The sequence below is a fragment of the Streptomyces sp. NBC_00425 genome (assembly GCF_036030735.1).
In the GTDB taxonomy this organism is placed as follows: domain Bacteria; phylum Actinomycetota; class Actinomycetes; order Streptomycetales; family Streptomycetaceae; genus Streptomyces.
In genome coordinates, this window is sequence record NZ_CP107928.1 from 6,082,726 (window position 1) to 6,102,122 (window position 19,397).

Consider the following 19,397-nt stretch of genomic DNA (forward strand, 5'->3'; position numbering starts at 1 on the left):
GTGCTTCCGACCATGAGGCGGGCGCCCCCGGGACGCGCCTCAGATGGCGAGCGACAGCAGTACCGGCGCCGCGTTCCTGTTCAGGGTCTCGGCGGCCTGGCGGAGCCGGTGGGCGTGGGCGACGGGCAGGGAGAGGGCGAGACAGCCCGCCGTGGAGCCGGCGGTGATCGGGACGGCCGCGCAGACCGTGCCGATCGCGTACTCCTGGAGGTCGAGCACCGGGACGGTGGGCGCCTGGGCCTCCAGCCGGGAGAGCAGCAGCTTGTCGCTGGTGATGGTGCGCGAGGTGAGCCGGGCCATCTTGTGCCGGGAGAGGTGGTCGCGGCGGCTGTTGTGGTCGAGCTGACCGAGCAGGCTCTTGCCGAGCGCGGTGGCGTGCGCGGAGCGGCGGAAGTCGAACCACTCGTTGACGGACGGTGTGGCGGGGCCGTCCGCGTACTGGGTGATGGTGACCTCGCCGTCGACGTACCGGCTGATGTAGACGGCCGCGCCGACGGAGTCGCGCAGCCGGTCGAGGGTGTGCTGGAGCCTCGCGTGCAGGGCCTGGTCGTGGTCCTGCGCGGAGCCGAGGCGGGTGAGGGCGTCCCCGGTCACGTACACCCCGTCGGCGAGTTGCTCGACGTATCCCTCACGGCGGAGCATCCGCAGGAGCGTGGTCAGGCGCTCCGGGCTGAGGCCGGTCAGACGGGCGAGTCGGTCGTCGGTGATTCCGGTGGGGTGCCGCGCCACGCTCTCCAGGACGCGCAGGGCGTGCTGGGTCGAGTGGTACGGCGCGGACGGCTCGTGTTTCAGCGCCACGGTTCCCCCTGCGCTCGCTGTGTCGGCTGCGCTTGCCTATGGGCCGTAATCCGGTCAGTGAACCGCTACCACGATAACCGCCGACGGGTCTGCCGGGAGGGGCGTCGGCGGGATTGCCCACCCCCTCTGCAGCGGACCGTCCCCCTGGCATATGCCCAAGGAACGAACCGGGGCCGGGGTCACGCGAGCCCGCCCCCGCGGCTCACGCACCCCGGCCCCCGCGGCTCACGCATCCGGCCCCCGGCTCACGTCAGGGGTGGTCACAGGACGGCGCTGAGGAACTCCCGGGTCCGCTCCTGCTCCGGATCGCTGAACATCTTCTCCGGCGGGCCCGACTCGATGACACGGCCCGAGTCGAACATCAGCACCTGGTCCGAGATGTCCCGGGCGAAGCCCATCTCGTGGGTCACGCAGAGCATCGTGATGTCGGTGGTGCGGGCGATGTCCCGCAGCACGTCCAGGACGCCGGCCACCAGCTCCGGGTCCAGTGCGGAGGTCACCTCGTCCAGCAGCAGGACCTGCGGCCGCATCGCCAGCGCCCGCGCGATCGCCACCCGCTGCTGCTGGCCGCCGGACAGCTGGCTCGGGTACTTGTCGATGTGCTCGGTCAGGCCGACCAGTTCGAGCAGCTCGCGCGCCCGCTGTTCCGCCTCGTCCCGGGACAGGCCGAGGACGGTGACGGGGGCCTCGGTGATGTTGCGCAGCACCTTCATGTTCGGGAACAGGTTGAACTGCTGGAAGACCATCCCGATGTTCTTGCGGACCTCACGGACGTGCTTCTCGCCGGCCGGGACCAGTCTGCCGCCGCGTTCCTCGTGGGTCAGGTACTCGCCGCCCACCTTGATGGTGCCCTCGTCGGGCGTGGCCAGGGTCATCAGCAGCCGCAGGATCGTCGTCTTGCCGGAGCCCGACGGGCCGATCAGCGTGACGTGCTTGCCGGAGTCGACGGAGAAGTCGAGCCGGTCGAGGACGGTGTTCTCGCCGAAGCGCTTGGTGACCTGGTCGAAGCGGATCAGCTCACTGCCGTCCACCGGCGGGTTGGCGAGGTGCTCGAGGGTCTGCGCGGGATCGGTGTCAGCGGACAAGGCGTCGCTCCAGGGCTCGGATCAGAAGGGAGGCGGGGTAGGCGATGACGATGAACGCCACGCCCACGACGGTCAGCGCCTCCGTGGTGAAGGTCTCGTTGCTGAAGGTCTGGGCCTCGCCGAGCATGTCGAAGGCGCCGATGGTCGCGATCATCGGAGAGTCCTTGAGCATGGCGATGACGTAGTTGCCCAGCGGCGGGACGACCCGGCGGATCGCCTGCGGGAGGATCACCACACGCCAGGTGCGACCCTTGGACAGGCTCAGCGCGGTGGCCGCCTCCCACTGGCCGGCGGGCACACCGTCGATACCCGCGCGGTAGACCTCCGCGGTGTAGGTGGAGTAGTGCAGTCCGAGGCCGACGATGCCGGTGGTGAGCGGTGACATCGAGGGGCCGAAGTTCGGCACCACGTAGAAGAGGAAGAACAGCTGCACCAACAGCGGCGTGTTGCGGATGAACTCCGTGACGGCGACGACCGGCCAGCGCACCCACGCCCGCCCGGACCGCTGGGCCAGCGCCCACACCAGTCCCAGCGCGAAGGCGATCAGCGTGCCGACGGCCAGCGCCTGGAGGGTGACGAGCACGCCGTCCCAGAACCGCGGCATGAAGTCGTCCACGACGTTCCAGTCCCAGCTCATGCCGTGCCTCCCGCCGCCGACTGCGAACCGGCGGGCGGGCGTTCGCCGCGGGCGCCGGACGTGCGGGCGGTCCCGCCGGTCTTCTCGGGCCGCTGCCCGACCCCCGCCTTCGCCCTGCGCTCCAGCAGCCGCATGCCGCGGGTGATGAGGAAGGCGAGGACGAAGTACAGGACCAGCAGCAGGGTGTAGACCGGCGTCGTCTCGTTGGTGCCCAGCCGGACCAGGTTGCCGGCGAACGTCATGTCGGCCACCGTGATGACCGAGACCAGGGCGGTGCCCTTCAGCAGCTCGATCAGCAGGTTGTTGAACGGCGGCACCATCTCGGGCCAGGCCTGGGGCAGTTCGATCAGGCGCAGCCGCTGCAGACGGCTGAAATTGAGCGCGACGCCCGCCTCTTTCTGCGCCGGGGAGACGGCGGCCAGGGACCCGCGGACGATCTCGGAGCCGTACGCGCCGTAGGTCAGGCCCAGCGCGCTGACGCCGGCCCACATGGGCACCAGCTGCCAGCCGAACAGGGGCAGCGCGAAGAACATCCAGAACATCAGCACCAGCGCCGACATGCCCCGGAAGACCTCGAAGTAGATCCCGGCGACGAAGCGGACGATCCAGTACCGCGAACCGCGGGCCAGACCGACCCCGAACGAGATGGCCGCGCCGAGGGCCGCCGCGTACACCGTCACCTGGACGGTGATCCAGATGCCCGGCAGGAACCAGGTGGTGAAGAACTCGGAACTCATCATCAGCCGCACAGCTCCTTCGCCGTGAGGTCCGTCATGTCGGCCCTCTCGAAGCCGAAGGGGCCGACGATCCGCAGGAGCTCCCGGTAGTCGTCCTTCTTGAGCTTCAGCAGTTCCTCGTTGAACGCGTCACGGAGGTTCTTCTCGGACTGCCGGAAGGCGAAGCCGCCCGCGCCGTAGGCCGGTTCGCCGTCCACCACGGGCTGGAACGGCTCTGTCGCGGACACCCGTCCGGAACTCTCCACCGCCGACTTCACCGTGATGCGGGTCCCCGCGAAGGCGTCCACCCGGCCCTGGGCCACCGCGTCCAGACCGGCCACCTGGTCCGGCAGGACCAGCACGTCCTTGATGCCCGCGGCCCTGGCGTAGTCGATCTGGGCGTACGCCTTCCCGGAGGCGAGCCTGAGCCCCTTCTTCCTGACGTCGTCGTACGTCCTGATGCCGTGCGGATTGCCCTTGCGGACGATGAAGGAGTCCAGCATCAGATAGTCCGGGTCGGCGAACAGCACCTGCTCGCACCGGACCGGATTGATGTACATGCCGGCGGACACCACATCGAACTGCCGCGCCTTGAGGCCCGGTATGAGGGCGCCGAAGTCCACCGGCACCGGCTCGACGTCGTCGATGCCGAGCCGTTCGAAGATCACCCTCGCGATCGCGGGCGCTTCCCCGGTGGCCCGTCCGTCGTCCCCGACGTACCCGAAGGGCGGCTCGCTGGCGATGCCGATCTTCACGGACCCCCGCTTCCGCAGGGTGTCCAGAAGACCACCCCCCAGGACCTTTCCGTCGTCCGGGACGCGGCTGCAGCCGGCCGCCCCCAGACCCCCCGCGGCGCCCAGCGACACCGCCGCCGCGAGCAGTGAGCGGCGGCTGGGTCCTCTGTGGGGTCGGGGGCCGGTTCCTGATCGATGTGCTTGTGGTCGAGCCATGGGCGCGCCGCTACCCGGCTTCCGGCCGGTTATGCGGATCGCTTCCGGCCCCGTTCTCCGCGAAGGACCTCGTGAAGGACCCCGCGACGGCGCTCCCGACCCGGACCGCACGGGCGGCCGGTGCGCCGTCTCCCTCGCTGCTCAGCCCCGGGAAGGCCGCCGCCGACGACCGGGGGGACGGCGGCGGATTGACCCACGAGAATGACCTCACAATGCACCGTTCACCGGGTCTTTCGCGGGTCTAGATTCATGGGTGACAGGTCCGACGGCCGCAGCCGCGGACCGCCCGCCGATCTTCGGGAGTCCCCATGACCAGCCCCCTCGTCGTCCGCTCCGGCCAGGCCGAGACCCTCCAGGACGGCGCCCTCAGCCTGATCACGCTGCTCGCCGACGCGGACGCCACCGGCGGGGCCCTCACCGCCAACAAGGCGACCTTCGCCGAGGGCTCGCCCGGCGCGCCCGCGCACTTCCACACCCGGGCGACCGAGGTGTTCTACGTCCTGGACGGCCGGATGCGCTTCCTGGTCGGCGACGAGGTGCGCACCCTGGACCGGGGCGACTTCCTGACCGTCCCGCCGACCGTCCCGCACGCCTTCGCGCCGGCCCCCGGCAGCACCGCCGAACTGCTCGTGCTCTTCACGCCGGGACTGCACCGCTTCGACTACTACCGGCTGCTGGAGCGTGTGCACCACGGCGAGGCGGGCGTCGAGGACATCCGCGCGAGCTCCGAGCGCTACGACAACCACTACGTCGACAGCGCGCTCTGGCGTGACGAGCTGCGCCGGACGGCCCCGGACCACGCCTGAGCCGTCCCCGGCGGCGGCGTGTGCGCGGCGCCGTGACGTCAGTGCCCGGGCACGTACCCGCGCTGCTTGTCGACCACGTTCCGCAACGGCCGGCCCACCGCCCACCGCTCGAACAGCTCGACGAACTGCGCGCCGAGGTCGTCCCGCCAGCCGACCGTGTCCCCGCTCATGTGGGGCGAGATCAGCAGCCCCGGCACCCGCCACAGCGGGCTGTCGGCGGGCAGCGGCTCCGAGGTGAGGACGTCCAGGGCGGCGCCGGCGATCCACCGCCGCTCCAGGGCCCGCACCAGCGCCTCCTCCACCACCAGTTGGCCGCGGCCCACGTTCACGAACCGGGCCGAGGGCTGCATCACGCCGAACCTCCGAAGGTCGAACATGCCGCGCGTCTGCTCGGTGAGCGGGGCGGCCGCGACCACCCAGTCGGCGCGGGCCAGCAGCCGGTCCAGGTCGTCGGGGCCGTGGATGCCGGTCCGCGGGACACGTCCGACGACCGCCGCGGTCATGCCGAGCGCCTTCAGAGTGCGGGCGACGGCCCGCCCGATCGGCCCCGACCCGACGACGACGGCCCGCGTCCCGGCGACCCGCCTGCCCTCCCGGTGCCGCCACTCGCCCCGCTGCTGGAACTCCCAGGTCAGGGGCAGGTCCTTCGCCATCGCCAGCACCAGCGCGGCGACGTACTCGGCGATCGGCTCGTCGAAGACACCGCGCGCGTTCGTCACCACCGTGTCCGACGCGGTGAGTTCGGGACACATCAGATGGTCCACGCCCGCGCTCGCCGTGTGCACCCAGCGCGGCCGCGGGCCCTCGCCCGGCCAGGCGTCGCGCACCGCGTGCGAGGTGAAGTCCCAGACCAGCAGGGCGTCGGCGGCCGGCAGCCGCTCGGCGAGCGAGGCCTCGTCGGTGTGCACCACCCGGACCCGCCCGGTGAGCCGCCCGAGCCGGGGCGGCGGGTCGGCGTCGAGGACGAGGAGCGTGGGAAGGGAGGCGGGAGGGGGCGCGGCGGGAGGCGGGGGGACGGCGGCCATCCGGTGTCCCTTCCCCGGCGCGTCCGACGTGCGCGGATTCCGGCGAGCGCGGATGATGACGTGCGCGGATTGACCACGTTGGCACCCGGACCCACCGCCGTCAACACGGCTGCGCCTACCGTCCGTTGCCCGTCGGCTCCGCCGGGGGCCCCGCTCTGTGGGCGGACCCCGGGGAGTGCCCCGCCGCGGCAGGGCGGAGCGGCTCCCGGCCGGCGGCCCCACCGCTCATACCGCCCGTACCGCTCATCTCGGCCAACCAGGTGACCGTGTGGGCGGCGTTGCGCCGACTGGGTACCCGGGCGGTGGGACCGTGGAGCGCCGCCGGACATCCCGGCGCGCGTGCGGCCCACCGAACCGCCGGAGGCCGGCCCCCACCGCGGGACCCGCCGCCGGCACTGCCGGAAGAAGAGCAGCAGGAAAGGCTGGACATGACCGCACTCGGATTCCTCTACCCGGGCCACTCGGCCGAGGACGACTACCCCCGCATCGAGCAGCTCCTGGGCAGCGACGTCCGGCTGGACCTGGTCCACACCGGCGTCGGCGAGGACGCCCACCGGGTCGACGCCCTGCGGCAGAAGGGCGCGGCCGAGCGGCTGGCGGAGGGCGTCGGGCAACTGCGGCTCGCCGGCGTCGAGGCGATCGTGTGGGCGAGCACCAGCGGCGGCTTCGTGCACGGCTGGGAGGGCGCCCAGGAGCAGGTGCGCGCCCTGGCCACCAGTGCCGGAACGCCGGCCTCCTCGACCTCCTTCGCCTTCGTGCGGGCGGCCCGGGAGGTCGGGGCCGCACGCGTCGCCGTCGCGGCGGCCTACCCGGACGACGTGGCCGCCCTCTTCGCCGACTTCCTCCGGGCGGGCGGCGTCGGGGTGACCGGCGTCCACAGCGCCGGGATCGTCACGGCGGCCGAGGCCGGCGCCTGGGGGGAGGCGCAGGTGTCAGCCCTCGCGCGGGCGGCCGACTCCCCCGAGGCGCAGGCGGTCATGCTGCCCGGCACCGCCCTGCACACGGCCGCGTTCCTGCCGGAGCTGGAGAAGGAGCTCGGCAAGCCGGTCCTCACCGCCAACCAGGTCACCGTGTGGGAGGCGCTGCGCCTCACCGACCGGCGGGTGAACGCGCCGGGGCTCGGCGCCCTGTTCACCCGGGAGCCCGTCGTGCAGGTGTGAGGCCCGGTACGGCGCCGGGTGTGCCGTCCGCACCGACGACGCGCGTGCCGCGGTCGCCGGTCCGCGGTCGCCGGAGCGGTCGCCGGTCCACCGGGAATAAGCGGGGACACCCTCCTGTTGGCGCTGCGAGGACAGCACACGGCTGACGACAGGAGGACCCCGTGGCCGCAGAAGAGACGCCGGCAGAGGCCGAGCCGGCCGGCGCGACGACGGCAGGCGACGGACCCACGACGGGCGACGGGCCCACGGCGGGCGACGGGATCCGCGGCACGGCACGGGGCAGCGCCCCGACCCCCCTGTCCGTACTGGACCTGGTCACCGTCGGCTCCGGCAGCACCGCCGCCGACGCCCTGCGCACCAGCGTCGGCCTCGCGCGGTTCGCGGAGTCGCGCGGCTTCCACCGCTACTGGGTCGCCGAGCACCACTCGATGCCCGGCGTCGCCTCGTCCTCGCCCGCGGTGATCCTCGCCCATCTCGCCGCCCACACCGACCGCATCCGGCTCGGCTCCGGCGGCGTGATGCTGCCCAACCACGCGCCCCTCGTCATCGCCGAGCAGTTCGGCACCCTGGAGGCGCTGGCCCCCCGCCGCGTCGACCTCGGCCTCGGCCGCGCCCCCGGCACCGACGGAGGCACCGCGGCCGCTCTCCGCCGCACCGCCACCCTGCACGAGGGCGCCGACGACTTCCCCGAGCAGCTCGCCGAGCTCACCCGCTTCCTGGACGACGACTTCCCCGACGGCCATCCCTACCGCAGGGTGCACGCCATCCCCGGCCCGGTCCAGGGCACGTCCCCCGGCGGAGTGCAGTCGGCGCACCGGCCGCCGATCTGGCTGCTCGGCTCCTCCGGCTTCAGCGCCCGTCTGGCCGGTGTGCTCGGTCTGCCCTTCGCCTTCGCGCACCACTTCTCCGCGCAGAACACCGTGCCGGCCCTCGACCTGTACCGGGCGTCGTTCCGGCCCTCCGCGGTGCTCGCCGAGCCGTACGCGCTGATCGGCGTCTCCGTGCTGGCCGCCGACGACGAACGCGAGGCCCGACGCCAGGTGCTGGCCACCGGCGTCAACATGGTCCGGCTGCGCAGCGGCCGCCCCGGCCTGTTCCCCTCCCCCGAGGAGGCGCAGGCGCACCGGCTCGGCCCGCTGGAGCGCGAGTTCGTCGACTCCTGGACGGCGAACATCATCCACGGCACCGCCGACGAGGTCCGCACCGGCCTCGACGACCTGCACAAGCGCACCGGCGCCGACGAGCTGATGCTCACCAGCCACGCCCACCGCGGCGCCCTGCGGTTGCGCTCCTACGAACTCGTCGCGGACGCCTACGGGTTGCCGACCGCGTAGGACTCGGCGGTCCCGCGCAGCTCGGAGATGCGGTCCGGCGACACCGGGCGGGAGTACAGCCAGCCCTGCCCGGTGTCGCAGCCGATGCTGCGCAGCCGGGTCGCCTGCGCGGACGTCTCCACGCACTCGGCCGTGACGGTCAGCCCCAGCCGGTGGGCGAGGTCGATCATCGCCTCGACGACGACCTGGTCGGCCGGGTTCGGCGGGGTGGTTCCCTCCTTGTCGCTCTCGTACTGGAAGCCGCGCACGAAGGAGCCGTCCAGCTTCAGCACCGACACCGGCAGCCGGCTCAGATAGGCGAGGTTGGAGTAGCCGGTGCCGAAGTCGTCGATCGCGATGCCCACGCCCATGTCGCTGAGCGCCTGCAACGCCTGCAACGGCCGTCCCGCCGAGCCCATCACCGCCGACTCGGTCAGCTCCAGCTGGAGCAGGTGCGGCGCGAGCCCGGTCTCGGCGAGGATCTCCGCCACGTCCGCCACCAGGTCGGAGTCCCACACCTGACGCACCGCCACGTTGACGCTGACGAACAGCGGTGGATCGTCCGGATTGTCCAGTTGCCACTGCCGTGCCTGGCGGCAGGCGGTGGCCAGAACCCATTGGCCGAGCGGGACGATCGAGCCGTCCTCCTCGGCCAGCGCGACGAACCGATTCGGCGACAGCAGCCCGAACCGCGGGTGATCCCAGCGGACCAGCGCCTCCACGCCGCGCAGCCGGCCGTCCGACATGCCGACCAGGGGCTGGTAGTCGAGCCGGAACTCGCCGCGCTCGATGGCGGGACGCAGCGTGGAGGCCAGCGCCTGCCGGGTCATCAGATGGGCGTTGCGCTCGGGGTCGAACAGCGTCCAGCGGCCCTTGCCGTCCACCTTCGCCCAGTACAGCGTGGTGTCGGCGGCCTGCATCAGACCGGTTGCGGTGGTGCCGGCCGCGGCCCGCTCCACCACCCCGATCGACGCGGACACGTTCAGCCGGTGTCCGGCCAGGTCGAAGGGGGCCTGGAGCGCCTTGAGCACGGACTCGGCGAGGTCGGCGAGCTGGTCCGTGCCGGTGGAGTCCTCCACCAGCAGGGCGAACTCGTCCCCGCCGAGCCGGGCCACCAGCGGCACGCTCGGCCTGGTCCGCCCGGCCTCCTCGGCGCACCCGTTCAGCCGCTCGGCGACGGCGGCCAGCAGACGGTCGCCCACCCGGTGGCCGAGGGTGTCGTTGACCGCCTTGAAGCCGTCCAGGTCCAGGTAGCACAGGCCGATCCGGCCGGTGCCGCTCTGTTCGTACGCCTCCGCCTCCAGGGCGGCCGACACCCGCTCGAAGAACAGCGTGCGGTTGGCCAGCCGGGTCACCGGGTCGTGCATCTGCAGGTGCCGCAGTCGCGCCTGCAGGTCGCGGTGTGCGCTGACGTCGGCCACGGACAGCAGCACCCCGGGCGTCTGCGCCCCCGGCGTCTGCGCCTCCAGCGGCGAGACGGTGACCTGCGCCCACAGCGCGTGCCCGTCGGGCTGCTTCAGTCGCCGGGTGCAGCGCAGCTTGGCCCGGCGGCCGCGCAGGACCTCGCGGTAGGCGTGCCGGATCCGGGCGTCGGAGGCCAGGTCCAGCAGGTCGGAGGCGACCCTGCCGACCAGCGGGGCGCTGCCGCCGCCGAGCAACGCGCCGAGCGCGCCGTTGGCGTCGACGATCCGCCCCTCGCCGTCGACGACGGCCATGGCGAGCGGTGCCGCCGCGAAGACGGACCGGTAGGCCGCAGGCCCGCCGCTCGTACTGTTGATGTCACTCTCTGTGACGGCTGACCGGTCGAGGTCTGCCGCGGGCGTCGGCCCTTCGGACGTTCCGCTCACCGCTCGCTCCCGCAGTGCACTCGATCGCTGTCCGTGCAGGAAAGTGTGCCGATCATAGAGGCTGCCCGGGGACCCGCGCAGCCTATGCCCAGTGTCCCGGAACAACCCGCCTTTCTGACAGATCGTTTCTGCCCGCAGCTGGCCCGGTTCTGCGGGCCCGCGACCGCTTGTGACGTTCCGTGAGAATTCCGGGGGTGTCGGGGTGATGCCCGCTTTCCGCGTCCTCACTCGTCTGGTGCAGAAAAACAGGGCGTAGTACGACAAATCAACACAGTCTGGGTTGCGGTGTCCCGTGAACCGCTCCCGGAGGTCTCTGTGCCGCGACTGCCGCGACCCGTGCGCCTGCTCCCGCGCCCCCGACTTCGCAGTACCGCGGCCGTGTTCACCACCCTCACGGCGCTCGCCGCGACCTCCCTGATCGGCAACCCCTCGGTGGCCGAACCCTTCTCCGCCGAGCCCTGCGCCCTGGCCCGCACCACGGCCCACCACTCGGAGGGCCTGGCCACCTGGAACGCCGCCTACCCCCGTCCGGCCCGCTCGCTGGACGCGGTGATGGTGTTCCTGTCCTTCCCCGACTGGACCCCCCTGACCTCCCCCGCGGAACTGGCCGCCGACCACTTCCCGGCCACCAGCCGCTTCTTCGAGCAGGCGTCGTACGGCAGATTCAGCCTGCGCTCCCATCCGCTGAAACAGTGGATCCGCATGCCGAAGCCGTCCGCCGCCTACGCCATACGGCGTGACTGGAGCCCCGAGGGCCGGGCCGCCTACCTGCACGACGCCCTGGCCGCCGCCGACCCCCACGTCGACTTCTCCCGCTACGACGTCGTCTACTTCGTGGCCGATCCGGACGCCCCCGGCGTCGACTCGGACGCCACGAAGGTCGTCAACCTGGACGACCCGCTGCACGCCGACGGCACCGACATCCGCCGGGTCGTCACCGTGTTCGAGAAGCACCCCCCGGACCGGCTCGTCCTCGCCCACGAGACCGGCCATGTCTTCGACCTGCCCGACCTCTACCACCGCCCCGTCGACGGCAAGGGCGACTGGGACACCTATGTCGGCGACTGGGACCTGATGGGCAGCCAGTTCGGGCTCGCCCCCGACCTGTTCGCCTGGCACAAGTGGAAGCTGGGCTGGCTGGATCCGCGCCAGGTGCTGTGCCTGCGGAGTCCCGGCCCGACCCGGCTGACGCTGGAGCCGGTCGGCGCCGGACCGGGTGCGGCGTCCGCACGAGCCCTCGGGGAACCGGCTCCCGGGTCCGGGGAACCGGCCGCGCGAACCCTCGGGGCGCCGGCTCCCGGGCCCGGCGAACCGGACGGGCGAACCCTCGGGGCGCCGGCTCCGGCCCCGGTGCAGCCGGCTCCCGCCCCGGTGCGGTCGGCCCCCGTGCGGTCGGCCCCCGTGCCCGGCGGCGGCGCCAGGCTCGCGGTGGTCCGCACCGGCCCCGACAGCGCGCTCGCCTTCGAGGCACGCGGCCCGGTGGGCAACGACCGCGCCGCCTGCCGCGCCGGCATCCTCGTCTACCGCGTCAGCAGCGCCGCCCGGTCGGGCCGCGGACCGGTCGAGGTGCTCGATGCCCACCCGCGCACCGAGGCCTGCTGGGAGAACTCCGTCTATCCGCCGCTCGCCGACGCCCCGGTCGCCCTCGGCGAGAGCTTCACCGTCCCGGACGACGGCGTCCGCGTGGACGTGGAGAGCCGCTCGGCTTCGGGGGCCTGGACGTTGACGATCACCCCCGGGAAGAAGCTGTGAGATGACGGCACGAAAAAGGCCCCCCGCTCACGCGAGGGGCCTTTCACTGTCGTGCGCCGCCAGGGACTCGAACCCCGGACCCGCTGATTAAGAGTCAGCTGCTCTAACCAACTGAGCTAGCGGCGCCTGCTGACGTCGTAGACCTTAGCATCCTGGTCGGGGGGAGGAGAAATCGATATGCGCACGGCCGAACGGGCCGCCCGCACCGCCGCCCACAGCAGGATGTCGGGCCCCGGAAGCCAGGGGTGGCGGGTGTCCGGGGCGACCATCCAGCGGGTGCCGCACCCCGGATCGGACGGCACCAGCGCGGGCACCGTCACCGCGTCGCCGGTGCCGTGGCACAGCAGGGGCGGCACGGTCGCGGCACGGCCGTCCCGGCGGCCTTCGGCGCTCCACTCCTCCCACTCCAGCAGCGAGGGCAGCCGCTGGGCCGTGCCGGGCGCCGCGAACAGCAGCGTCCGGCCGCGGAACGCGGCCACCGGCCCGGAGCCCGGCCCTTCGCCCCACAACCGGTCGAGCATCGCCCGCCCGAACATCGCCGGCGCGCTGACGACGTCGAACACCGCGCCGCACGGCAGGACCACCGGCGCCTGCGGCCGCTCCTCCCAGAGGGCGAGCGTGCTGCGCGGATACGTTCCGGCGGAGGCCAGCCAGGCGGCGCCGTCCGGGGTGACGCCGAGGGCTTCGTCGTATGCGCTGCTCATACCGACAGGTCTACCGGCTGTGAACAGGCGCTCTCACAGGGTTGCGCGAAATCGGGACGTGAGGGACGCGGAGGGAGTATCTTGCCCGCCCGGCATATGCCAGCGGTGAGGTCGCGTGCCGCCCCCGGCGGCCTCGCACAGCGCGGACGGCCCACGCCGGTCACATGGCTCACGCCGGTCACACGGCTCACGCCGGTCACACGGCTCACCTCACGCACGCGGCCGGCGACGCCTCACCCAGGGTCGGCGGGCCCCCGCCCCTCGGCGTCGCCCCGCAGCAGATCCCGGCCGAACTCGACCATCTTCTTCGCGTAGTCCTCGGTCCACTCGGCCCGATCGGCGATGTCCGCCGTCGTCAGCCGGTCGAAGCGGCGCGGATCGGCGAGCTGCGCCGCCGCCATCGCCTGGAACTCCAGCGCCCGGTCGGCGGCCGCCCGGAACGCGAGCGTCAGCTCCGTCGCCCGGCTCAGCAGCGCCCCCGGATCGTCTATCGACTCCAGGTCGAAGAAGTGCTCAGGGTCGCCGGCCGCCTCGGCGGGCTCGAAGAGCAGGGGCGCGGGGCGTAGCCGCGATTCGTTCCGACGCGGCGTGGGCTCCGCCATGTCTTCTCCTCCTCGTACGGTTCGGATGCAGACCGCCTTCCATTCTCCCCCGATGGCGCTAGAGGCATTCGGCCCCGGACACTCAAGGCTTCCAGGCGACCCGATGTTCCCCGAGATGCGCCAGCATCGCGTGGTTGGCCTCCCAGCCGTCCGGGAACTTCACGAGGGTGCCCAGCTGCACCGGTTCCGTCGACGGGTACTCGTCCAGCAGGTCGTCGACGCCCGCCCGGCACACCACCACGCACGCGTGCCGGTGGCGGGAGGCGAGCACGCACAGCCGGCCGGTCTCCAGATGGAAGGCGGTGGCGTCGGGGCGGCCGGAGAGCGGGTGCAGGATCACCGTGACGTCGAACTCCATGCCCTGCAGCCGGTTCGCGGTGTCCACCGTCACCTCCCCGACGCCCAGCTCCGCCAGGGCCGCGCGCACCGCCGCCGCCTGGTCGCGGTGCGCCGTGCCGACCGCCACCCGGTCGGCCGTCAACGGGGTCGGGTCGGGGGAGCGCTCCGAGACGGCGGCGCCGCCCCGGTCCAGCAGCCGCCGCACCACCATGGCGACCGCCCGCACCGCCTCCGGGTCGGTGCGGGGGGTGTGCCGGGCGGGCAGCTCCAGCAGGCCCCAGCCGGACTCCGCCGCCTCGTCGATCACCCGGTCGGCGCCGGAGCCGTCCGACGGTACGGCGAAGGAGAGACGGCGGTCGCCGTGCCCGGTGCCGCTGCGGAACGGCGTGTACGGGTAGAACGCGGCGGAGACCAGCGGCGCGGCCGACGCCGGGAGCCGCCAGGACACCGGCAGCCGGTGCTGCGGCAGCTCCGGGTTGTGCGCGAGGAGGGTGCTGACCGCCGACGCCGACGGGTCGTACGACAGCCCCGCCCACTGTTCGCCGCCGACGATCGAGAACGGGTCCAGCTGCCCGGGGTCGCCCACGAACAGCGCCCGCTCGAACAGCCCGGCCACGGCCAGCAGCCCGTCCGACCGCATCTGGTACGCCTCGTCCACGATCGCGTGCCGCCACGGCTCGTCGGTCTTCACGTGCGCCCACTTCGCGGCGGTGGAGATCACCACCGGCAGCCCGGCCAGCTCCGCCGCCTTCGCCGACTTCCGCACGTTCGGCAGCCGCTCCAGCGCCTTGTCGTACGGGTCGGCGTCACTGCTGTGCAGTCGGCCCACCGGCAGCTCGGGGCTCTTCTCGGCGAGCCGCAGCACCAGGTCGTCCACCTGCGCGTTGGTCTGCGCGACCACCATCAACGACCGCCCCGCGTCGGCCAGTTCGAGCGCCGCCCGGACGACGAGCGTGGACTTGCCGGCCCCCGGCGGGGAGTCCACGACGACCCCGCGCGCGGTGGAGTGCAGGGTGTCGCGCAGGATCGCGTCGGTGGCACGGGCGGCGGCGGTACCGGGGTCGAGAGCGGCCTCGGCGGTCACAGGACGTCCTCCTGGGTGACGGAGTCGGGGGCTTCGGGCGTCTGCTCACCGGGCGGACCGCCGTGCGTCCACGGGGTGTCCTCCGGGTCGGGCAGCTTCGCGCCGCCGCGCTGCTCGTGCTCGAAGAGGGTGAAGCAGAGCCGGTCGCCCTTCTCCGGCACGGACCCCGCCTCGGGCTCCTTGCCGCGGCCCATCTTGTCGACGATCCGCAGCACGACCAGGTCCTCCGCGACCCGTTCCACGAACTCGGCCGCCTGCGGCTTCCCGCCCAGCGACCGGTACGCCTTCGCCCGCTCGGCGAGATGCGGCCGGTCGTCCGTCCGTACGGTGACCAGCGGACGCGGGCTCGGCCTGCGGCCCTCGCCGTACGCCATGACGACGTCGACGACCTCGCCCGCGAACGCTTCCCCGGCCAGCCGGCGCCCCGCCATCGCCAGCGGGTCGTCGAGTGCCTCCTGGGCCTCCAGCCGGGCCTGTTCGCGTTCGCGCGTGGCGAGCTTGCCGGCCGCCGTGACCGCGTCGTCCCGGCGCGGCTGCGGGGGCTCGCCGGCGACCACCCGGTCGCGGTGGCCGGTGAACGACCAGCGGTCGCGCGTCCACCGCTCCTCGACGTGCGCGCCTTCGGGCAGCGTCCGCAACAGGTCCAGGCCCGCCCACACCGCGTTCCAGGTCGGCAGCGTCCGGCTGCGCACCAGCTCGCGGATCTCCCGCTCGGCGGCGGTGAGCGCCCCCAGCCGGTCGTCGGCCTGCAGACCGTCCTCGGCGGCGGCCAGGGCGGTGCGCGCGCGGTCGTAGCGCTCGATGGCGGGGGCGAGCAGCTTGTTGTCGAACGCCGGGTCGGTGGCGGGACCGGCCGGCGGGCACCGCAACTGCCCGTCGGCGTCCCGCGCGAGCTCCGCGCGCAGCGCCGCCTCGGCGCCCGTCTCGCCCGGCGGCGGGTCGATCCAGGCGAGCAGCGCCCCCAGGTGCTGGTCCTCCAGGCTGGACTGCCCGGTCGCCCAGTGCCGGCCCAGCACCTCCGTGAGGGCCAGCAGCAGCGAGGAGCCGGGCACCCGGGACCGCTCCCCGAAGTGCGTCAGCCACCGCCCGAGCAGCGGCACGCGCGGGGGTGCGGGATGCGGCGTCTCAGGGTCCTGTTCGGCCGTCCGCCGAAAGCGCATGGAACGGCCCAGCAGGCGCACGAGGTCGACGCCCGCACGGCTCGGCACGATCAGCTGGGGCGCGTCGGCGCACAGCTCGACCTCGACCTTGACGCGCTTGCCGGTCTCCGGGTCGGTCTCGGCCCGCTCGGCGGCCTCCACGTCGTCGGCGTAGGAGTCGAGGTAGGGCAGGACCACGTCGGCCAGCTCGGCGAGGAACGCGAAGCGCAGGTCGCGGTCGCGCGGCTGCGGCACGACCAGCAGCCGCGGCGCGTCCCGGTCGGTGCCGACCAGCGCGCCCAGCGGAGCGCCGGCCTCACCGGCGGTGGTCAGCGGCACGAACACCAGCGGCCGCCCGGACAGCCGCCGGTGCCGGACGGTGGCGGCGGGCTGGGCGCGACCGGTGGCGACGGCCTCCAGCCGGGCCAGGGCGGTGATCAGGGACACATCGCCCCCAGGGCCTCCCGGCGCAGCTCCGCGGCCCGGCGCAGCGCGGCGACGGCCGGGTCCCGGGGATCGCCGGCCTCGCCGCGGGCCGCCGCCAGGACGTCCTCGACGGTGCTCAGCCCGCCCAGCTCGGCCCGCACCGACCGGCCCAGCGCGGTGACCGCACCGGCCGCGCGGGAGCGGTCACGGCAGTGGAACGCGAGCTCGCAGGCGGCCAGGCACTCGGGCGCGTACGCGGCGGGGACCGCCTCGACGGCCTCCGTGAGCTGCTCGCCGGGCAGCTCGGGGGAGAAGCAGACGCCGTCGGGCAGGGCGTCGGCGATCTCCTGGATCCGGGTGAGGCGCGCGAGCTGGCGGTGGGTGACGGCACGCTGCTTGCGCACGTCCACGGCGGATGCGGTGGGCAGGTTGGAGAAGTCCTTGGGGCAGACCAGGAGCACCCGGTGGCGCACGCGCGGGGCGGGCTCCAGACGGGCGGCGACCTCCTCGAGGGCCAGCACGTACACGGCGGCCTGCCGGGCGGCGGCGCCGACCTTCGCGGGGTCCGCCGCGCCGTCCAGCATGGGGAACGACTTGATCTCCACGACCGTCCAGCTGCCGTCCGGGTGGACCACCACCGCGTCCGGCTCGAGGAAGGCGGGGGAGCCCGCCACGTCGAGGGCGATCATCGGGTGGTCGAGGAGCGTCCAGCCGCCCGCCTCGCCCGCCTCGGCGGCCTCCGCCGCGGACGCTGCGGCCTCGCGCAGCGCCAGCGCCGTGCGGGCGGTGCGGCCCTCGGGGCCGATCGCGGACAGGTCGGGAACGGCCGCGCCGGAGGGCGGCGGCGCGGCCGGGTCCAGCCGTTCGTGCACCAGCCGCAGCAGTTCCGCGCCGCCGTCCGCCTTCACCTTCGCCTCGAACGCGTTGCCGCGGGTGAGGGCGAACTGGGACTGGCCGAAGGCCGACGGCGAACCCAGCGCGCCCGCCAGGGCCGCCTTGTCGACACCGGCGCCGTCGAGGATGGCGCGCCGCTTGCAGCCCGGGTTCGCGGCGAGCGCGGCGAGGGCGCGGGCGTCCAGCGCCTTGGCCGGTGTGTCGGGGCCGCGCAGCTCAGCGAGCCGCTGCCGGAGCGCCGTCCCCAGCTTCCGAGGGGGTGGCGTCCGGTTCGACTCCGGGGCGGAGCCGTGACTCGCGCTGCCGTGGAATTCGCTCACCCGGGGAAGTCTGGCATCCGCCACTGACAACCGAGGCCGAAGGGGCGGGAGAGTCCGCCGGGAGAGCCGGGGCGAGCGCCGGGACGCGGGAGGCGAACCACACCCGGGCCCGGTCCGCGGCGCGCATCGCCCACGGCGCCAGCAGCAGTCCGACGCCCATCACGGCCGCGCCGGCGGCCGCGTCGAGGAAGTAGTGGTTGGCGGTGCCCATCACCACGAGGGTGGTCACCAGCGGGTAGACGACGCCCGCCGTCTTCGCCAGGCGTGTGCCGCCGTGGCGCCACAGCATCACACCGCACCACAGGGCCCAGCCCACGTGCAGGCTCGGCATGGCCGCGTACTGGTTGGTCATGCCGCCCATGCCGCGCGGTGCGCTCGCCTCGCCGCCCCACCAGCCGTACGAGCTGTACTGGGCCATCGTGTCCACGAAGCCGTGCCCGGCCGACAGCAGCCGCGGCGGGCAGGTGGGCATCAGCGTGAAGCCGATGAGGCCGATGAAGGTGGACGCCATCAGCCAGGTGCGGGCCGCCCGGTAGTGCAGCGTCCGCGACCGGAACAGCCAGACCAGGATCGCGGGGGTGACCAGGTAGTGCAGCGACGCGTACCAGAAGTCGGCCGGCACGCCGATCCAGGCGTGGGCCGTGAACAGTCGGTTCAGCGGGTGTTCGGCGTTGAGGTAGAACACCTTCTCGACGCGCAGGATCGCCAGACCGTGGTCGACGGCGGTGGAGACGTCACCGCGCGCGAGCAGCCGGCCCGCCGAGTAGCAGAGGTACACCAGCACCAGCAGGGGCAGCTCGGTCCACCAGCGCAGCCGTGTCCGCGGGGCCGCCTCGGTGCCTGGTGTCTCGGTCTGCGGCATCCGATCGCCTCCCCCTTCTGTCGCTGTCTGGTCGCTGTCTGCTACTGGTCCGGTCACTGCGCCGCCGGTGGCGCGGGACGTGCCACTTTACGGCGGGCGGACGCGCCCCTCGCGAGGGGCCCCGGATCTCAAAGACGCTGAGATCGCCCGCCGGGTTGCCCCTGTTCAGGGTGAGCGATGATGGAGGGGATCCGCCCCCGAACTCCTCCCTGGTCCTTCCCAGGGTTCTCCCGGAAAGGTCCCCCATGGCACCGCGCATTCTGCTGGCCCGGCACGGGCAGACGGAGTGGTCGCTGTCCGGCAAGCACACCGGCAGGACCGACGTGCCCCTCCTGGAGGAGGGCCGCCGGGGCGCCGAGCTGCTGGGGGAGCGGCTGCACCGGCCGCCCTTCGACGGCCTCGCCGGCGCCGAGATACGCACCAGCCCGCTGGTCCGCGCGCGGGAGACGTGCGCACTCGCCGGCTTCGGGGAGCGGGCCGAGGTCTGGGACACCCTGATGGAGTGGCACTACGGCGCCTACGAGGGGATGACCCCCGCGCAGATCCAGGCCGTCCGGCCCGGGTGGCTCATCTGGCGCGACGGCGTCCCCGAGGGGGAGACCCTGGACGAGGTGACGGCCCGCGCGGACGAGGTCGTCGCCTGGGCCCGCTCGGCCGACCGGGACGTGCTGGTCTTCGCCCACGGGCACATCCTCCGTTCCATCGGGGCACGCTGGCTGGGTCTGCCGCTGGACTTCGCGGCGCGGATCCGTCTGAACCCGACGTCGGTGTCGGTCCTGGGCTGGGCCTACGGCGAGCCGGCGATCGAGAGCTGGAACGACCTCGGTCACCTCGTCTGACCACGGGCGCGGACCACAGCGCGCAAAGGCGGGCCCGGGGGCGGCGCGGACCGGGGCCGCACGGGGCGGGGACACGCGGCCGGGACGGGGCCCGGGGAG

Annotated in this window: 18 protein-coding genes and 1 tRNA gene; 5 read left to right on the forward strand and 14 right to left on the reverse strand. The window is 73.6% G+C overall.

The window, feature by feature from the left end; genetic code table 11:
- Positions 1-39: 39 nt before the first annotated feature.
- The 5 genes from OHS82_RS26570 to ehuB all read right to left on the reverse strand — a co-directional run bounded on the left by OHS82_RS26570 (position 40) and on the right by ehuB (position 4,186).
- Positions 40-798, reverse strand: coding sequence for an IclR family transcriptional regulator (locus OHS82_RS26570; RefSeq protein ID WP_328434680.1), 759 nt, complete (start codon positions 796-798; stop codon positions 40-42).
- A 260-nt stretch (positions 799-1,058) separates the two neighbouring features.
- Complete coding sequence (gene ehuA / locus OHS82_RS26575; protein WP_242432906.1) at positions 1,059-1,883, reverse strand: ectoine/hydroxyectoine ABC transporter ATP-binding protein EhuA; 825 nt, start codon at positions 1,881-1,883, stop codon at positions 1,059-1,061.
- Positions 1,873-2,520 (reverse strand): ectoine/hydroxyectoine ABC transporter permease subunit EhuD, encoded by a 648-nt coding sequence (ehuD, locus tag OHS82_RS26580; RefSeq protein WP_057574490.1) that lies wholly within the window; start codon positions 2,518-2,520, stop codon positions 1,873-1,875. The genes ehuA and ehuD overlap by 11 nt, the downstream gene beginning before the upstream one ends.
- Positions 2,517-3,260, reverse strand: a complete 744-nt coding sequence (gene ehuC, locus OHS82_RS26585) for an ectoine/hydroxyectoine ABC transporter permease subunit EhuC (protein WP_057574836.1) — start codon at positions 3,258-3,260, stop codon at positions 2,517-2,519. Before ehuC ends, ehuD begins: the two co-directional genes overlap by 4 nt.
- Positions 3,260-4,186, reverse strand: coding sequence for an ectoine/hydroxyectoine ABC transporter substrate-binding protein EhuB (gene ehuB, locus OHS82_RS26590; protein ID WP_057574491.1), 927 nt, complete (start codon positions 4,184-4,186; stop codon positions 3,260-3,262). Before ehuB ends, ehuC begins: the two co-directional genes overlap by 1 nt.
- A 308-nt stretch (positions 4,187-4,494) precedes the next feature.
- Between ehuB and OHS82_RS26595 the strand changes: the two genes are divergently transcribed.
- Entirely contained in the window at positions 4,495-4,992 is a 498-nt protein-coding gene (locus OHS82_RS26595) for a cupin domain-containing protein (protein WP_057574492.1), read from the forward strand.
- Positions 4,993-5,030: 38 nt separating this feature from the next.
- On the opposite strand, the gene OHS82_RS26600 is transcribed toward OHS82_RS26595, so the two are convergent.
- A complete protein-coding gene (locus tag OHS82_RS26600; RefSeq protein ID WP_057574493.1) occupies positions 5,031-6,017 on the reverse strand; it encodes a D-2-hydroxyacid dehydrogenase in 987 nt (328 codons plus the stop codon).
- A 428-nt stretch (positions 6,018-6,445) separates the two neighbouring features.
- Between OHS82_RS26600 and OHS82_RS26605 the strand changes: the two genes are divergently transcribed.
- Entirely contained in the window at positions 6,446-7,177 is a 732-nt protein-coding gene (locus tag OHS82_RS26605; RefSeq protein ID WP_057574494.1) for a maleate cis-trans isomerase family protein, read from the forward strand.
- Positions 7,178-7,437: 260 nt separating this feature from the next.
- A complete protein-coding gene (locus OHS82_RS26610; RefSeq protein WP_057574837.1) occupies positions 7,438-8,511 on the forward strand; it encodes an LLM class flavin-dependent oxidoreductase in 1,074 nt (357 codons plus the stop codon).
- Here the strand turns inward: OHS82_RS26610 and OHS82_RS26615 are convergent.
- Positions 8,490-10,337: a putative bifunctional diguanylate cyclase/phosphodiesterase gene (locus OHS82_RS26615; RefSeq protein ID WP_328434681.1), complete on the reverse strand. Its 1,848-nt coding sequence runs from the start codon at positions 10,335-10,337 to the stop codon at positions 8,490-8,492. The two genes, OHS82_RS26610 and OHS82_RS26615, sit on opposite strands and share 22 nt — an antisense overlap.
- Before the next feature lie 285 nt (positions 10,338-10,622).
- Here OHS82_RS26615 and OHS82_RS26620 point away from each other — a divergent pair, with 285 nt between their 5' ends.
- Positions 10,623-12,089: a M6 family metalloprotease domain-containing protein gene (locus OHS82_RS26620; RefSeq protein WP_328434682.1), complete on the forward strand. Its 1,467-nt coding sequence runs from the start codon at positions 10,623-10,625 to the stop codon at positions 12,087-12,089.
- Between the two features lie 52 nt (positions 12,090-12,141).
- On the opposite strand, the gene OHS82_RS26625 is transcribed toward OHS82_RS26620, so the two are convergent.
- The 7 genes from OHS82_RS26625 to OHS82_RS26655 form a co-directional block, all read right to left on the reverse strand.
- A tRNA-Lys gene (locus OHS82_RS26625) sits at positions 12,142-12,215 on the reverse strand.
- Positions 12,206-12,793, reverse strand: a complete 588-nt coding sequence (locus OHS82_RS26630) for a bifunctional DNA primase/polymerase (RefSeq protein WP_328434683.1) — start codon at positions 12,791-12,793, stop codon at positions 12,206-12,208. Before OHS82_RS26630 ends, OHS82_RS26625 begins: the two co-directional genes overlap by 10 nt.
- Positions 12,794-13,026: 233 nt before the next feature.
- Positions 13,027-13,395 carry a hypothetical protein gene (locus OHS82_RS26635; RefSeq protein WP_057574496.1) on the reverse strand — a complete coding sequence of 123 codons (369 nt, stop codon included), beginning with the start codon at positions 13,393-13,395 and terminating at the stop codon, positions 13,027-13,029.
- A gap of 82 nt (positions 13,396-13,477) precedes the next feature.
- Positions 13,478-14,818, reverse strand: coding sequence for an AAA family ATPase (locus tag OHS82_RS26640; protein ID WP_057574497.1), 1,341 nt, complete (start codon positions 14,816-14,818; stop codon positions 13,478-13,480).
- A complete protein-coding gene (locus OHS82_RS26645; RefSeq protein ID WP_057574498.1) occupies positions 14,815-16,404 on the reverse strand; it encodes a hypothetical protein in 1,590 nt (529 codons plus the stop codon). The genes OHS82_RS26640 and OHS82_RS26645 overlap by 4 nt, the downstream gene beginning before the upstream one ends.
- Complete coding sequence (locus tag OHS82_RS26650) at positions 16,395-17,597, reverse strand: hypothetical protein (RefSeq protein WP_057574499.1); 1,203 nt, start codon at positions 17,595-17,597, stop codon at positions 16,395-16,397. Before OHS82_RS26650 ends, OHS82_RS26645 begins: the two co-directional genes overlap by 10 nt.
- Positions 17,494-18,459, reverse strand: coding sequence for a phosphatase PAP2 family protein (locus OHS82_RS26655; RefSeq protein ID WP_057574500.1), 966 nt, complete (start codon positions 18,457-18,459; stop codon positions 17,494-17,496). Before OHS82_RS26655 ends, OHS82_RS26650 begins: the two co-directional genes overlap by 104 nt.
- Before the next feature lie 245 nt (positions 18,460-18,704).
- Here OHS82_RS26655 and OHS82_RS26660 point away from each other — a divergent pair, with 245 nt between their 5' ends.
- Positions 18,705-19,298, forward strand: coding sequence for a histidine phosphatase family protein (locus OHS82_RS26660; RefSeq protein WP_057574501.1), 594 nt, complete (start codon positions 18,705-18,707; stop codon positions 19,296-19,298).
- The last annotated feature ends 99 nt before the right edge of the window (positions 19,299-19,397 follow it).

What these genes read in the sequence shown, in the direction of transcription:
- OHS82_RS26655 (WP_057574500.1), bottom strand. Translation starts at nt 18,459, where the DNA reads ATGCCGCAGACCGAGACACCAGGCACCGAGGCGGCCCCGCGGACACGG.
- ehuD (WP_057574490.1), bottom strand. Translation starts at nt 2,520, where the DNA reads ATGAGCTGGGACTGGAACGTCGTGGACGACTTCATGCCGCGGTTCTGG.
- OHS82_RS26630 (WP_328434683.1), bottom strand. Translation starts at nt 12,793, where the DNA reads ATGAGCAGCGCATACGACGAAGCCCTCGGCGTCACCCCGGACGGCGCC.
- OHS82_RS26660 (WP_057574501.1), top strand. Translation starts at nt 18,705, where the DNA reads ATGGCACCGCGCATTCTGCTGGCCCGGCACGGGCAGACGGAGTGGTCG.
- OHS82_RS26635 (WP_057574496.1), bottom strand. Translation starts at nt 13,395, where the DNA reads ATGGCGGAGCCCACGCCGCGTCGGAACGAATCGCGGCTACGCCCCGCG.
- ehuB (WP_057574491.1), bottom strand. Translation starts at nt 4,186, where the DNA reads ATGGCTCGACCACAAGCACATCGATCAGGAACCGGCCCCCGACCCCAC.
- OHS82_RS26605 (WP_057574494.1), top strand. Translation starts at nt 6,446, where the DNA reads ATGACCGCACTCGGATTCCTCTACCCGGGCCACTCGGCCGAGGACGAC.
- ehuC (WP_057574836.1), bottom strand. Translation starts at nt 3,260, where the DNA reads ATGATGAGTTCCGAGTTCTTCACCACCTGGTTCCTGCCGGGCATCTGG.
- OHS82_RS26595 (WP_057574492.1), top strand. Translation starts at nt 4,495, where the DNA reads ATGACCAGCCCCCTCGTCGTCCGCTCCGGCCAGGCCGAGACCCTCCAG.
- OHS82_RS26600 (WP_057574493.1), bottom strand. Translation starts at nt 6,017, where the DNA reads ATGGCCGCCGTCCCCCCGCCTCCCGCCGCGCCCCCTCCCGCCTCCCTT.